Consider the following 14,230-nt stretch of genomic DNA (forward strand, 5'->3'; position numbering starts at 1 on the left):
AACGTCCCCGGATCATCCCTGAAAGTTCCTTCTGGTTTCATCCTTTTAATGGCTGAAACGTATCACGCCCATAGCACGGGGACCGTTCTGAAAACACCCCCCGCCACTCCCTTCTTTTCTCCCGCCTTGCTACACCCCTTCCTGTGACCACCGCCGACGCCGCCCTCCTGGGCCTGATCCAGGGACTCACCGAATACCTGCCCGTCTCGTCGAGCGGACACCTTGTGCTTGCCCAGCAGTACCTGGGACTCGACATCCCCCCCACGACCATCCTCGCCTTTGACGTGCTCCTGCATCAGGGGACGCTCGCCGCCGTCCTGTTCTTCTTCCGCCGCGAGCTGGTCCCCATGACCCGGCAGGCCGTGAGTCTGGCGCTCGCCGGACCGAAGGAGTGGAGGGGATCCGGCAGCCGCTGGCCCCTTGGGCACTTTGCCTGGATGGCCGTGATTGCCACGGTCCCGGCGATCATCGCTGCCGTCCTTCTGGGGGATTTCTTCGAGGAGGTGTTCGGCAGCGGGCGCTACCTGTGGATCGAGTTCGCCATCACGACGGCCTTCGTGCTCTGGGGACAGCGGGCGGCGCGAAGGCTGGCGGGTGGCAAGGGGCCCGGCCAGTTCGGCGTCAGGGAGGCTGGCATCACGGGCCTTCTGCAGGCGCTCGCCATCCTGCCGGCGGTTTCGCGCTCCGGGACCACCGTCGCCGGGGCGCTCGCCATGGGGCTGGAGCGGGAAACCGCCGCGCGGTTTTCCTTCATCATGTCCATACCGGCCCTGCTCGGCGCGGCGGTCTTCACGACCGGTCCGCTCATGGAGGGTTTCCGCAGCGGCGACATCACGATCGCGGCGGCCGCCGCCGGCACCGTCATTTCCGGCATCACGGGATTTCTCACCTTGGGGTTCCTGGTCCGCATCATCCAGGGAGCCCGTTTGTACTGGTTCGCCGTCTACACGGGAGCCCTGTCGCTATTCCTGTTCGTCCGGGACGTGCTGATGTAGGGCCGGAAAAATTCCCCCCGAAAACCCTTGGTTCCGTGTAAAATGACGCTACTATCCCCCGCCCGGTGGTCCTGAAAGGCCACCCCGAGCACCTCACAAGGGAGGGACAATGCTCCACTTCAATCCGTTCGTCGAGGAATACAACCCCAAGCCCGGCAAGAAGCGCCGCCGCCGGAAAGTGGGCAAGAAAAAGCGCGCCAACATGCGCAAGCGCCGCAAGAAGTAGCGCGCTGAACGGTACAAACGCACCGCCACCCCCTCACGGAACCATCCGCACGGGGAGTGGCGGCGCTGTTTTCTGGAGCCGCCGTCTCCCGGGCAGCCCCCCTACTCCAGCGGCTTTTCCAGCGCGGGCGGCTTGTCGAGTTTCGTGAAGAACAGCTTTTCCTGGCCCGGCGTGAACGTGTCGGTGACATGGACGCTCGTGACGATGGAAAACTTCGTCTGCTTCACCTTCAGCCAGTCTTCCATCCGGAAATACATGCCGGGGACCGCGCCGGGGAACCGTTCGGGCGCGTCAATGAGGTCCGGGTCATCCACCAGGTAGGCGTGGAGCTTGATGGGGATTTCCGGCGGGATGTTGATCCGCATGAGGAAGTAGGAGTTTTCCCAGCCGATCGCCGCGAACCGGTTTTCCTCCGGGATCGCGTTCACCTTTGCGATCTCCGGATTCTTCGGATTGCCGGTGATCGTCAAGGGCTTGTCCATCCCGTTGGTATAGAAAGTCCCGCCCCGGAGATCGCGGAAATCCATTCCTGAATACATCTCGAACTTGGAGGCCACGGTCCCGATGGCGAACGGCGACCAGATGTCGAAGCCGTATTCGAGGCCATAGGGATAGAAGACCGTGTCGTTCCAGATCTTCGGCGACTGGAGGCCGAGGATCATCCGGATGCTGATCCCCTTGTGCAGGATCGCACGCACGGGCCCGTCGATCCACGCGGCCGTCTTGGAGCCGAAGTCGGTCTGGTTGCGGTTGAAGTCATAAAAACGGAAAAACGTCGAGGTGAGCCGTATCTTGAGGATGTCCACCCGGTTTTCCGAGAACTTGCCGTTGGGGAGCCGGACGGAAGCCCGGTCGATGGCAAACGGCGTGTCCTTGTTGAAGCCGATGGCGAACGAGGTCGCCTCCACCAGATCCTCGGCCACCTTGTAGGTCACGTAGTCGGTCCGGCTGTAGGCGGGGGCCTCGCCATCCCAGGCGGTGAGGTAGGCATAGCCGCGCTTTCCGTCCACGGGATCGCGGATCACCAGTTCGCGGATCACCGCCGGCCTGTTTCCCTTGTGGGCCGGGAACGCATCGAGGTTCTCCAGCCGGTCGCCGAGATCGAACGCCATGAACACCAGTTCGTCGTTGGCGTCGAAAAGGCCGCGGTCCTTGTCATGATCCTTGTCGGGGCCGTCGGTAAAAACGTATTCGCCCTTGGGGTGACGCTCGTCGATCTGGAGCGGGATGGGCTCGATCCCCCTCGCCCGGATCGCGTGCAGCCGGATGGACGAAATCGGCCGTCCGAGGAACGGTCCGAGCTGCTCGCCAACGATCAGCACCGGCTCCACGTCGCGGTTGAGCGGCCTGACGAACGGCTTTCTCGGCGCGGGTGCCTCGGCCACCGGCGGAGGCGGCGCAGCCGGTGGAGCTTCAGCCGCTTTTACTGGTGCCGGAGCCGGTTGTGCGGGTGCGGCTGGCGGGGGTGCGGCTGATGCCGGAGCCTGCTGTGCCGGTGCGGCCGGTTTGGCGATAACCGTTTTTTCCGCCGCTGGTTCTGCCGCCGCCGGAGCGGCTTCGGGCACGGGAGTCTCTGCCGCAGCCACCTCTGCTGGAGCCGGAGCGGGAGAAGCGGCGGCTTCCGCGACCGGTTCAGTCGCCGTTCCGGTCGAGGGGTCTGGCGCGGCCTCCGGCGCAGCTTCGGCAGCGGCAACAGGTTCAGCGGGAACAGGCTCGGAGGCTGCCGGCGCTGGCGGGGTTTCCTCCACCGGGCGCTCCGGGGGCGGCGGAGCCATCTCTTCCCAGCTCGGCTCGCTTTCGGTGTAGCTCTTGTCGCCCTGCCCTGAAAACCATGAACAGGCCCCTAGCGATGCCAGTGCCAGCGCCGTCAGCGCCCGGCGTGCCGTAACCACCTTGCTTGCTTCTGCCGTCTTCTTCACGCTTCGTTCCACTCCCTCAATATCATCAACCGCACATCCATGTCCCTTACGGCTTTTCCGGGTCGGTCAGCTCCATCGGATCCTTGCCGTCGAACACGCACCGGAACCCCACGTCCGGCCGGGCCATTTCCGGCGGCAGCGACGCCCGTGCGGCCGCCCGGTAGGGCGACGGCCGGTTGTCGGCCGCCACGGTCCGGTACGAACCGCCCTTGATTACCTTCTGCTGGCCCGCTGGCGGGCCCTTGGGGTTCTGGGACGGCGAACGTCCGTAATAGACCGGATCGAACCAGTCGCCAACCCATTCGGCCACGTTTCCGGCCATGTCCATTAAACCGGTTTCGGTGGCTCCCCTGGGGAACGATCCCGCCGGGGCCACCTCGTCGTGCCGGTCGGTCCGGCCGAAGGCGAAGGGCTCGCCGTCGGCGAAGTTGCCGTGCGTCCACTCAAACTCGTTGCCCCAGGGGAACCGGTTGCCCGATGGCCCCCGCGCCGCGGCTTCCCACTCGGCCTCCGACGGGAGCCGCCCGCCCCACCACAGGCAGAAATCCCGCGCCTGGAACCAGGAGACGCCCGCCACGGGAAGATCCGGGTTGCGGCGGTCGATGTATTCGCGGGGCTCGGTGCAGGCTCCGTCGGCAAGACAGCCCGCGTAGTCGGCATAGGTGACTTCGGTTTTCCTGATCTGGAAGTAGCCAAGCGTCACGCGCCGGACCGGCCGCTCGGCCGCAAGCCCCCCGGCATCGCCGGTCGTGTACTGGCCCGGCTTGATCGGCACCATCTCCCCCGGCGAGGGTGTACGGGGACGGTAGGCGTCCTCTTTCGCCTCCTGGGCGCGGAGGGGAAACGCGGAGACGGCCAGTGCCGCCGCTATGATCCAGATACTGTGCATCCCTTTATATCCAGCCGGGGAACGGGCATGATCGACACCCGGCCGCCGGTAGTCAAGAAACCGGGCCCGAAATCGGCAGCCGGAAACATCAATGAATCCAGCGTCTAAGCCCATCGCCAGCCCCGAACCCGCGAGCACCACCGTACTCGTCCGGGACAGCGCAGAAGGAGCCCTCGAACTGTTCCTCACCGGCAGGCCGCTCACGATGGAGTTCGCCCCCGGCCAGCACGTCTTTCCGGGCGGCCGGATCGAACCCGGCGACGGACGGCCGGAAATCCTCGGCCGGCTCCAGGGGTTTGATCCCGCCGAGGCGGCACGCCTTGTCTCCTGCGGGGAGATTCCCGCCGGGGCGTTCTGGGTCGGGGCGATCCGGGAACTGTTCGAGGAGGCGGGGCTTCTCCTCGCGCTGGAACGGGGGGCGCCGCTCGCGCCGGAGCGGATCGCCGAGCTGGATCGCGCCTGGCGGCTCGAAGTCCAGCAGGGACGGACCGGCTTCGCCCAACTCCTGGAACAGTTCGACCTCGCACTCTCCGCTCCCCGGCTCCGTTTTTTCGATCACTGGTGCACGCCAGAGGGACGGCCCCGGCGGTTCGACACCCGGTTCTTCCTCACCGTGCTGGAGGAGCCCATCGAACTCGTCCACACGCCGGGCGAGGCGGTCAGTTCCCTGTGGGTGCGGCCCGCAGACGCGCTGGATGCCGCCCGGCAGGGCCGGATCGGCCTCATGCCCCCCACCCGGCGGACAATCGAGCGGCTCTCGCGCTACCGGACCGTGGAGGAACTGCTGGGGGGATACTCCAGCGACGAGTTCGCCCGCGACCTCGAACGCCGCCGCGGGCAGCCGGCGGTGGGTTAAGGGTCATTTCAGAACCTCAGTACAGATAAACGACCGGGAACAGGATCATCCAGACGATCGTCACGAAGTGCCAGTAGATGCCGGCGGCACTGATGCCGAAGTGGTTTTTCGCCGTGTACCGGCCCTGAAGGCTTCCCGCGAAGGCGTTGACGAGAAAGCCGATCCCCACGGCGACGTGCAGCATGTGGGCTCCGGTAAGCAGGTAGTAGGTTCCGCCGAAAATCCCCTGGCTGATCTTCACGTCCGTCACGGTCCATTCGTGGACCATCGCGGCCAGAAACACCGCGCCCATGAAGACGGCCATGCCGAGGCCGATCCGGGTGCCGCCCGTGTCGGCGCGCCGCACCGACACCTGGGCAAAGAGGAGCGCCGCCGAACTGGCCGCGATGACCGCCGTGGCGACTGCCGGGACGGCGGTGCTCAGTTCGCTGGCGCCGAAGGGGGGCCAGACCCGGTGGGCTCCGCGCAGGTAGAAATACGACGAGATGAGGCCGGAGAACAGCATGATCTCCGTGATCAGCAGCATGATCATTCCCATCTCCCGGCCGGAGATGTTGAAGCCCGTTCGGGGCGGAATGCTCGCGTCAGGTACCACGCGGATTTTTTACAGCATGTATTCGGGGTCTTCGACGTTTTCAGTGAACGACAGGCTGAAGCCCATCATTCCGAGCAGCGAGAAGAGCGCGACCATGACGATGGCGTGCTCGCGTTCGGACGGGACGTCGGTGCCGAACAGCTTGACGAGGGCGACCACGGTCAGGATGAAAAAGAGGATGCCAGCGTAGCGGAGAAACTTGAAGGCCATAACAATTCCCGTTCCTTAAGGATCTTGGATTCCACCTGCCGCACGGCCCTTGCATGAAGGCCCCGGCGGTCAGGGCGCAAGCAGGAGCGATGTAGCCGGTCCCCGGTCCGGGGGCAACAGCGGGAGCTGGTAGAGCATGAGATACACCAGCACCCCGGTTATGGATACGTAGACCCAGATGGGGAACGCCCACCGGGCGATCCGCTTGTGCTCGGCGAACCGCTCCTTCAGGGCGAGGAACACCGCCCGGGGGACAAGGAACACGAGACTCATGGCGAGCACCGTGTGGGTGCCGAGCACCCACTGGTAAGCGGTCCTCAGCCATCCGCCGCCCGGATAGTAGGTGGTCCCGGTGAGCGTCATCCGGGTGACGTAGGAGATGAGGAACAGCGAGGCGACGGTGATGGCCGCCAGCATCAGCCTTTTGTGGGTCGCCCGGTCCCCCCGCCGGATGGCACGCCAGGCGGTCATGAGCAGGACGAACGAGGTGAAGTTCAGGCAGGCATTGAGAAGCGCCAGCGTCGGGCCGATGCCTTCGGGCGGAAACCCCCGGTGCAGCATCAGCCGGCACCCATCTCGGCCAGCAGCGACCTGATATCCCGGCTCAGGTTTCCGAGCCCTTCCCGGTCGGTGACGTAGTAGCCCCGGATGCGGCCCTGCCAGTCCACCAGCACGAACCGCTCGCCGTGCATGATGTCATAGGCCTGCTCGAAGCTCGGCGCGTCGCGCCCGTCCTCGATCCCGCTCATGCCGGCATCCATGCTCATGCGGAAGCCCTTGACGACGGTGCGTTCGATCTCCGGCAGCGGCCCGGTAAGGAAATGCCACCGGCCGAAGTCTGCCCCGTACTTGTCGCCGTACGCGGTGAGCCGTTCCGGTGTGTCCACCTTCGGGTCCACCGTGAACGAAGCGAGCAGGATGGGCAGACGTCCCGACCGGCTCTCCTTCTCGGCCTCGACGATCCACTTCTGCACGCCGGCCATCTTCTGCGTCAGCAGCGGGCAGGCTCCCTGGCAACTGGTGAAGATGAAGTTCGCCACCCAGATCCGCCCCCGGAAATCCTCCAGCGTCATCACCCGGCCGTCCTGCGCCGTGAGCGAGAACCCCGGCAGCGTGGCGAGCGGCGGCGGGGCGTCTCCGGTCCTTTTCTGCTGGAGCAGCCAGGCGGTCACCGGGACCGCGAGCACGAACAGGACGAACGCCGCCCACAGGAGCGGGCGGCCCCGCGGCGCGGCGGCGGTGTCGGGAGCAGGCAGGGTTTCCGTGGTCATGGCGCTGTAACCTCCGGTGGCTGGCGGGAACGGGCCGTCATACCCGGCGGCGGCAGAACATCACCGCCGACGTCAGCATGAACAGGGTGAAGACGATCAGAATGATCATGTCGCGGGCGAGCATGACCTGGAGCTGCGGGCTCCCGCGGCTTCCGGCGATGGCGAGCCGGACGGCCTCCACCGAGTAGGTGACGGGATTGAGCTTCATCACCCACTGCATCCACGGGCTTGCGCCCTCGACGGGGAAGGCCGCGCCGGAAAGGAGCCAGAGCGGCATCAGCACGATCATCATGATCGCGTGGTAGCCCTGCACGTTGTCGATGACCCAGGCGATGACGAAGCCGAGCGCGGTCAGGCTCATCCCCGTGAGCAAAAGCGCCTGCCCCAGCACGAACCATTCGATGACGCCATACGGATAGCCGGCCAGGGGGGCCAGCATGAGGAAAAACGCCGCCTGGAGCATCGCAACGGTGGTCGAGCCCAGTATCTTCCCCATCACCAGCGATGCACGCGACGCCGGTGCGGCGATCACCGCCTGGAGGAAGCCCTCGTGCCGGTCCTCGATGACGGAGATCGTCGTGAAGATGGCCGTGAACAGCACGATCATCACCACGACACCGGGGTAGAAGTAGGTGTGGTAGTCCATGTCCCCGGCCCCCGGAACCCGGAACGATCCCGCGAGCCCCGAACCCAGGACGAACCACATCAGCACCGGCTGGCCGAGCGCGCCCACCACGCGGCTCCGCTGGCGGAAGAAGCGAACCATGTCGCGCTTCCACAGCACGTAGACGGCTGACAGGTTCAGCCTGAGGGCGCTTTGTCCTTCCATCAGTCCCCGCCCTCCCCGGCTTCCGACAGGCTGTGTCCGGTCAGCCGCGCAAAGACGTCGGCCAGCGTCGGCGTGCGGATTCCCACCGACCGGAACCGGCCGCGCGGGAACGCCTCCACCACGCGGGGCACCATCTTGTGCGCGTCCGGGCATTCGATGAGCAGCCCTTCGGGCGAAACCCGGCCCTTGAGCGACAGCGCCGCCTCGATCTCCGCCTGCGCGGCCTCAAGGCCGTCACCGTCAATGACGATGAGATCGTCCGACACCTGCTTCTTCAGCGCCGCCGGGGTTTCCACCGCCACGCACCGGCCCGAATCGAGAACGAGAAGCCGGTCGCAGTATTCGGCCTCCTCCGGGTGATGCGTCGTCAGCAGCACCGTGAGGCCGGTCGTCTCGCACAGCCGGCGGATCCGTTCCCACAGCCGCCGCAGCGTCGCCTGGTCGAGGCCCTGCGCCGGCTCGTCCATGACGAGGACGGCGGGGTTGTGCAGCAGCACGCGGGCCACTTCGAGGCGGCGGCGCATGCCGCCGGAAAACTCGGCCACCTTCCCGCCGGCCCGCCCGGTGAGGTCCATGAACTCCAGCACCTCGGCAATCCGCTTGCCTGCCTGTTCGCCGCGGATGCCATAGAGCGCCGCGCCGAAGGCGAGGTTTTCCCGCGCCGTAAGCTGGATATCCACCGACGGCTTCTGAAACACGACGCCCAGTTTCGCCCGGTAGGACCACTCATCGGGGTGGACGGGTTTTCCGTTCAGGATGATCCGGCCTTCCCGGAGCGGCAGAAGGCCCGTGAGCAGGTGGAACGCCGTGCTTTTTCCCGCGCCGTTGGGGCCGAGAAAGCCGAACACCTCGCCGCGCATTACCTCGAACGAAAGGTGATCGAGCGCCAGACGGTCGCCGTAGCGGTGGGTCAGCCCCTCGGCCTGGAAACAGATGGTGGCGGTTTCGCTCATGGCAGGCTGACCCTACTTACAGGCGGCCCCCGCTGTCTGCAACGAGCGCCGCGAAAATCCCGACGAGGTAGACGAGCGAGAGGGCAAAGAGCTGGCGGGGCCAGGCGGGCGGCTGGGTTTCCTTCAGTCCCTTGAGGCCCCAGACGAAGAACGCCGTGCCAAGGCCCACCGCCGTCAGGAGATAGAGGGCCCCTGCCACGCCCAGCATGAACGGCAGCAGGCTCACTGGCACCAGCACCGCCGACCACAGGACGATCTGGAGCCGGGTTTTCCGCTCGCCGGTTTCGTGCGGCATCAGCACAAGGCCGGCGCGGGCGTATTCGTCGGAACGGAACAGCGAGATCGCCAGGAAGTGCGGTACCTGCCAGACGAACATGATCGAAAAGAGCACGATGCCCGGCAGTTCGAGCCGTCCCGTCGCCGCCGTCCAGCCGATGAGCGGCGGCATCGCACCGGGAATGCTGCCCACAAGAAGCGCGAACGAGGTCTTCTGCTTGAGCGGCGTGTAGACCAGCACATAGGAGATGAGCGACAGCGCGGCGAGCAGGCCCGACAGGACATTCACGCCGAACGTCATGACGGGAATCCCGGCGGCTGCGAGGCCCATGCCGAAATAAAGCGCCGTCCGGGGCAACAGGAGGCGGGCCGGCAGGGGCCGCCCGCGGGTCCGCTCCATGCGGGCGTCGATGTCCCGCTCCAGGTACATGTTGAGCGCGTTCGCCCCGCCCACGACGAGTCCCATTCCGAGAAGGCACCCAAGCAGCACGCCGGGCCCAGGCGCCTGCGGGGCGATGTAGGCACCGACGGCCACCGCTCCCAGCGCCGTCACCAGGATGCGCGGCTTGGTGAGCGCGACGAGCGCCTTCAGGTCCATCGCCGGGGGTGTCAGATCGCTTCCGATGGCCGTGCCCCTCCCGTGACCGTTTCAGCCGCCAGCGGCGTTCCGAACCGGTTTGCCTCGCGGCTCACCATCCAGGCGGCGACGTGAAGCGCCAGCAGCGCCGCCCCGCCGGCAAGGTGGGCTGTCACCGTGACCAGTTCGAGCCGCGTGAAGACGCTCGCAATGCCGAGCCCCGCCTGTACCGCGAGCATCACCAGCAGCGCCACGCGCAGCGTCCTGAAGGCACGGTGGAGGGGGGCCTCCCGGCGGATCACGAGAACGAGCATCACCACGGCGGCGATGACAAGGAGCGCGCCAATCCGGTGGCCCATGTGGACCCAGACGGCTCCGGCAGGCCAGGCCGTCTCGCCGCACAGGGGAAAGCCGGTGCAGGCGAGCCCCGCGTTCGTGTGGCGGACGACCGCGCCGAGAACGATCTGCACGTAGACGACGGCGGTGGAGACGGCCGTCCAGCGGCGGATGGCCGGAAACGGATGCAGTTCGCCCTCCGGCACGCCGGCGACGGGGCGGCCCGGCCGGGTGAGAAAGGCAATCACGACGAGCAGGCCGAAGTAGACCATCGCCGTGCCCAGGTGCGCGGTCGAGACGGCCGGCGGAAGCCGCCAGATCACCGTCGCCGCTCCGAGCAGGCCCTGAAGAATGACCAGCACGGCGGCCGTGACGCCGAGCCACCGGAGGGCCGGGTTTTCCCGGAATCCCGTCCAGATGAGGCCGGCCAGGACGAGCGTCATCAGTCCCACGGCGGAGGCGACGAGCCGGTGCCCGTGCTCATAGAAGACGAGGCCCGTCATCTCCGGCATCAGGGTGCCGTGGCAGGTGGGCCAGTCCGGGCAGGCGAGCGAGGCGCCCGTGCCATGCACAAGGCCGCCCACGATCAGCAGAAAGAAGGTCGCCACCACGGTGGCCAGAGCGGTTCGGTACGCCCACATGATTCCGTTGAAGAAGGAACTCCCGCAGGCCCCTGGGGGCCCGCCCTTAGAAGATTAACGCGCACCGCCAGCGGGCGCCGGGTTTCCCTAACCCCCGGCAACCCGTGAGACAAGTTGGGTTTCTGACGGAGGCAGAGCAAGATTTTCCTTGCCTACGGCCCCCATGAACCGGTTAGGTTCACGCCTGCCTGATCCAGGCAGGGAGTCAACGACCATGACCGCTTCTTCCGCTTCGGCAGCCTCGGCCGCGCCACAGATTGACCTCACCGGACAGAAGGTGCTCGTCACCGGGGGTTCACGCGGCATCGGGCGCGGCATCGCGCTGGCCTGCGCCCGCGCCGGAGCCGACGTGGCGGTGAACTACGTGAAAAGCGCCGAGGCCGCGGCGGAGACAGTGGCCGAAATCCAGAAGCTCGGCCGCAAGGCGACGGCCCTCCAGGGGGACATGTCGAAACCGGCCGACGTCAAGCGCGTCTTCGCCGGGGCAAAAGAGTTCCTGGGCGGGCTGGACGCGGCCGCCATCAACGCGGGCATCGCCTCCAAGGCGGTGTTCGTGCGCGAGACGGCCGACGAGGAGATCGAGCGGGTGTTCGCCGTGGACCTGCTCGGCGCGTATTACTGCGCCCGCGAGGCGGCGGCGATCTTCCACGAGCAGAAGCACGGCCTTATCGTGATGATCTCCAGCGTGCTGGCTCAGACCCGCAGCGCCAAGATGGGCCCCTACGCCGTCGCCAAGGCGGCCCTCGAAGGGCTGATGACCATGCTGGCCCGCGAGGAGGCCCAGGCCCGCGTCCGCGTGAACAATATCCTGCCGGGGCTGGTCAATACCGACATGGGCCTCAAGGTGGTCAAGCCGATGGGGTTCAAGGAAGTGAGCCAGCTGGGGCCGGCCTTTCCGCTGGGCCGCGTCTGCGAACCCGAGGATATCGGCAACCTGTTCGCTTTCCTCGCTTCTCCCGCCGGTTCCTACATTACCGGCCAGTCGATCATGGTCGAGGGTGGCTCGACGCTGGTGAAAGGGATGTTCTAGGGGCCCCCCGCCGGGCAATTGTTACAACCGGTACCGGCCGGCGTCTTTCCCGTTTCAGATAGTTATTTCAATCAGTTAGCCAGACCACGGGTAACGGCCCCCTTTTGCCGTTCCAGATTCACCACCCCGCCGTCACAGTTTCGTCACAACTGTTTCTTAGTGTCTGCCCGGTCCGGAAAGGCCGGACCCGCCAGGTTCCTTATATCAGGAGTAGCCGAGCTGTCTTGCCGCCTCGCCAACAGACCGGACAGAACATGGGCAGTGAAACCACCCGCCAGGAAACCGGCCCCGGTAAAACCGGGGGTTTTCCGCCGCCTGCGGGCGGCGTGGCTCCGGAGCATCCGCCCATGAGCGACGCCAACGGCACGCCCGGACAGCCACCGCCGCTGGAAAAAATGGGGCGCCATGCACACCGGCGGAGACTGATCGACCGGACAGCGGCCATCCTCGTCCAGTTCGGCGGCCTGGGGATCATCGCCAGCATCCTCGGCATCCTGCTGTTCATCGTCTTTACGGTGCTGCCGCTCCTCAAGGCCGCCGAAGTCACCCAGGACCATGTTTACGACATTCCCGCCCACGCCAACGGAGCGCTGCTCGGGGACGAATACAACACCCATGTGGCCATGATGGGGCCCGACGGCGTGATCCGGGTGATCAACATCGAAACGGGCGCCGAGGAAACCACCCATTCCATCCCGCTGGAACCGCTGCTCCCGGAGATGCCGCCGCCGAAGATCGTCTCGTCGGCCACCATTCCCGGCACGCAGATCTTCGCCGCCGCCACGTCCGACGGCCGCATCGCCATCCAGCCGGTTGACTGGGACGTGAGCTTCGAGGGTAGCACCCGCGTCATCACCCCCGGCTTCCCGGAAACGATCGAGCTGCTGATGGACGGTGAGGGCCGCCCGTTCGGCGTGTATACCGCCCATCACAGCAAGCGGTACGGCATCACCACCGCCGTCGCCCAGCTTGCGGACGGGACAATCTCCATCGTCCGGCGCGTGACCGAGAAAAACAGCTTCACGGGCGAAGTCGAGGAGAGTATTGACGAGTACGCCGCCGAATCCCCCTACCACCTTACGGTCCTGATGCTCGACGAGGAGCAGCGCGACCTCTACGGCGGAACGAGCGAGGGTCAGATCGTCTACTGGCGGCTGGCCGAGGGGCAGCCGGGCGAGCCCGAAGTGGTGTCGGCCGGGCCGTCCGCCGTCACGGCGCTTTCCATGCTGATCGGCGGCCGCTCGCTGGTGGCCGGGCAGGCGAACGGGAACGTGAGCATCTGGTTCCGGGTCCGGCCGGAACAGGACTCCAACGAGTTCCGGCTGACCCGGATCCGCGACTTTCCCAGCCATCCGGGCCCCATCGCGATGCTGGCGCCTTCCAAGCGGGACCGGGCGTTCCTCGTCATTGACCAGACGGGACTGATCTCGCTCAACTTTTCCACCTCCGAGCGCACCCTGTGGCAGGGCCGGTCCGTGCTGGACGCGCCCACCGGCATGTATTTCTCGCCCAAGTCGGACTACGCCTATGTCGCCGAACCGGGGAAGCTCGCCGGCTACCGGATCAAGAATCCCCACCCGGAAGTGAGCTGGAAGGCCCTGTTCGGGAAGATCTGGTACGAGGGCTACACCAAGCCGGACTACACCTGGCAGTCAACGGGCGGAACCGATGACTTCGAGAGCAAGATCAGCCTGCTGCCCCTGCTCGTCGGCACGCTGAAGGGAACCTTCTACTCGCTGATCCTCGCCATTCCGCTGGCCGTCTTCGGCGCCATGTTCGCCTCCCAGTTCATGCACCCGACGATCAAGGGCTATGTGAAGCCGATGGTCGAAACGATGGCCTCGCTCCCCAGCGTCGTCCTGGGGTTCCTGGCCGGCCTGTGGCTCGCGCCCCTGCTCCAGAAGATCTTCCCCGGTTTCATCGCCATGTTCATCGTCCTGCCGCTCGTCGCCGTGGCCGCGAGCCGCGTCTGGATGGCCCTTCCCCGCGCCATCCGGAACCGTTACCCGGCCGGGGTCGAGGTGGCCATCATGGCCGTCCTGCTGGTCAGCACCATCTGGGCCTGCGTCGAGATGAGCCCGGCCATCGAAAAGCTCGTGTTCGGCGGGAACTTCGAGCGGTGGCTCGACCGCACGCTCGGCATCCGGTACGATCAGCGCAACGCCGTCGTCGTGGGACTGGCGATGGGCTTTGCTGTCATCCCGATCATTTTCGCGATTTCCGAGGATGCGCTCTCGAACGTCCCGAGGCACCTGACCAGCGCGTCGCTGGCGCTTGGCGCGAGCCGCTGGCAGACCGTGACGCAGGTGGTGCTGCCCACGGCGAGCCCCGGCATCTTCTCGGCCATCATGATCGGCTTCGGCCGCGCCGTGGGCGAGACGATGATCGTGCTCATGGCCACCGGAAACACCCCGATCATGGACTGGGACATGTTCGCCGGTTTCCGCACCCTGTCAGCGAACATCGCCGTCGAGATACCCGAGGCGCCGATCGGCGGGACGCTCTACCGGACGCTGTTCGTCGCGGCTCTCCTGCTGTTCATGCTGACCTTCACCGTCAACACGCTGGCCGAACTGATCCGCCAGCGCCTGCGCGAGCGTTACGCCAAGCTCTAGGACCGGAAGCCC

At 66.3% G+C, this 14,230-nt stretch carries 14 protein-coding genes; 4 read left to right on the forward strand and 10 right to left on the reverse strand.

What is annotated here, in order from left to right; genetic code table 11:
* The first annotated feature begins 143 nt into the window (after positions 1-143).
* Positions 144-995, forward strand: a complete 852-nt coding sequence (locus tag KIT79_07110) for an undecaprenyl-diphosphate phosphatase (GenBank protein ID MCW5829069.1) — start codon at positions 144-146, stop codon at positions 993-995.
* A gap of 327 nt (positions 996-1,322) precedes the next feature.
* On the opposite strand, the gene KIT79_07115 is transcribed toward KIT79_07110, so the two are convergent.
* A complete protein-coding gene (locus KIT79_07115; GenBank protein MCW5829070.1) occupies positions 1,323-3,140 on the reverse strand; it encodes a hypothetical protein in 1,818 nt (605 codons plus the stop codon).
* A gap of 46 nt (positions 3,141-3,186) precedes the next feature.
* Positions 3,187-4,029, reverse strand: a complete 843-nt coding sequence (locus tag KIT79_07120; protein ID MCW5829071.1) for an SUMF1/EgtB/PvdO family nonheme iron enzyme — start codon at positions 4,027-4,029, stop codon at positions 3,187-3,189.
* Positions 4,030-4,120: 91 nt separating this feature from the next.
* Here KIT79_07120 and KIT79_07125 point away from each other — a divergent pair, with 91 nt between their 5' ends.
* Positions 4,121-4,885 (forward strand): NUDIX hydrolase, encoded by a 765-nt coding sequence (locus tag KIT79_07125; GenBank protein ID MCW5829072.1) that lies wholly within the window; start codon positions 4,121-4,123, stop codon positions 4,883-4,885.
* 16 nt (positions 4,886-4,901) lie between these two features.
* Here KIT79_07125 and KIT79_07130 read toward each other — a convergent pair whose 3' ends face one another.
* From KIT79_07130 to KIT79_07165, 8 genes are all read right to left on the reverse strand, one after another.
* Complete coding sequence (locus KIT79_07130) at positions 4,902-5,411, reverse strand: heme-copper oxidase subunit III (protein ID MCW5829073.1); 510 nt, start codon at positions 5,409-5,411, stop codon at positions 4,902-4,904.
* A gap of 78 nt (positions 5,412-5,489) precedes the next feature.
* Complete coding sequence (locus KIT79_07135) at positions 5,490-5,690, reverse strand: hypothetical protein (GenBank protein ID MCW5829074.1); 201 nt, start codon at positions 5,688-5,690, stop codon at positions 5,490-5,492.
* Positions 5,691-5,759: 69 nt separating this feature from the next.
* Positions 5,760-6,251, reverse strand: a complete 492-nt coding sequence (locus KIT79_07140) for a DUF420 domain-containing protein (protein MCW5829075.1) — start codon at positions 6,249-6,251, stop codon at positions 5,760-5,762.
* Positions 6,251-6,961 carry an SCO family protein gene (locus tag KIT79_07145; GenBank protein MCW5829076.1) on the reverse strand — a complete coding sequence of 237 codons (711 nt, stop codon included), beginning with the start codon at positions 6,959-6,961 and terminating at the stop codon, positions 6,251-6,253. The genes KIT79_07140 and KIT79_07145 overlap by 1 nt, the downstream gene beginning before the upstream one ends.
* Positions 6,962-6,998: 37 nt before the next feature.
* A complete protein-coding gene (locus KIT79_07150; GenBank protein ID MCW5829077.1) occupies positions 6,999-7,790 on the reverse strand; it encodes an ABC transporter permease in 792 nt (263 codons plus the stop codon).
* Complete coding sequence (locus tag KIT79_07155; GenBank protein MCW5829078.1) at positions 7,790-8,743, reverse strand: ABC transporter ATP-binding protein; 954 nt, start codon at positions 8,741-8,743, stop codon at positions 7,790-7,792. Before KIT79_07155 ends, KIT79_07150 begins: the two co-directional genes overlap by 1 nt.
* A gap of 16 nt (positions 8,744-8,759) precedes the next feature.
* Positions 8,760-9,617, reverse strand: coding sequence for a heme o synthase (cyoE, locus tag KIT79_07160; GenBank protein MCW5829079.1), 858 nt, complete (start codon positions 9,615-9,617; stop codon positions 8,760-8,762).
* Positions 9,618-9,628: 11 nt separating this feature from the next.
* Positions 9,629-10,540 (reverse strand): heme A synthase, encoded by a 912-nt coding sequence (locus KIT79_07165; protein MCW5829080.1) that lies wholly within the window; start codon positions 10,538-10,540, stop codon positions 9,629-9,631.
* Between the two features lie 247 nt (positions 10,541-10,787).
* Here KIT79_07165 and KIT79_07170 point away from each other — a divergent pair, with 247 nt between their 5' ends.
* Complete coding sequence (locus KIT79_07170; GenBank protein MCW5829081.1) at positions 10,788-11,603, forward strand: SDR family oxidoreductase; 816 nt, start codon at positions 10,788-10,790, stop codon at positions 11,601-11,603.
* Positions 11,604-11,827: 224 nt separating this feature from the next.
* Positions 11,828-14,218, forward strand: coding sequence for an ABC transporter permease subunit (locus KIT79_07175; protein ID MCW5829082.1), 2,391 nt, complete (start codon positions 11,828-11,830; stop codon positions 14,216-14,218).
* Positions 14,219-14,230 lie beyond the last annotated feature (12 nt).

The organism is Deltaproteobacteria bacterium (genome assembly GCA_026129095.1).
In the GTDB taxonomy this organism is placed as follows: Bacteria; JAGRBM01; JAGRBM01; order JAGRBM01; family JAHCIT01; genus JAHCIT01.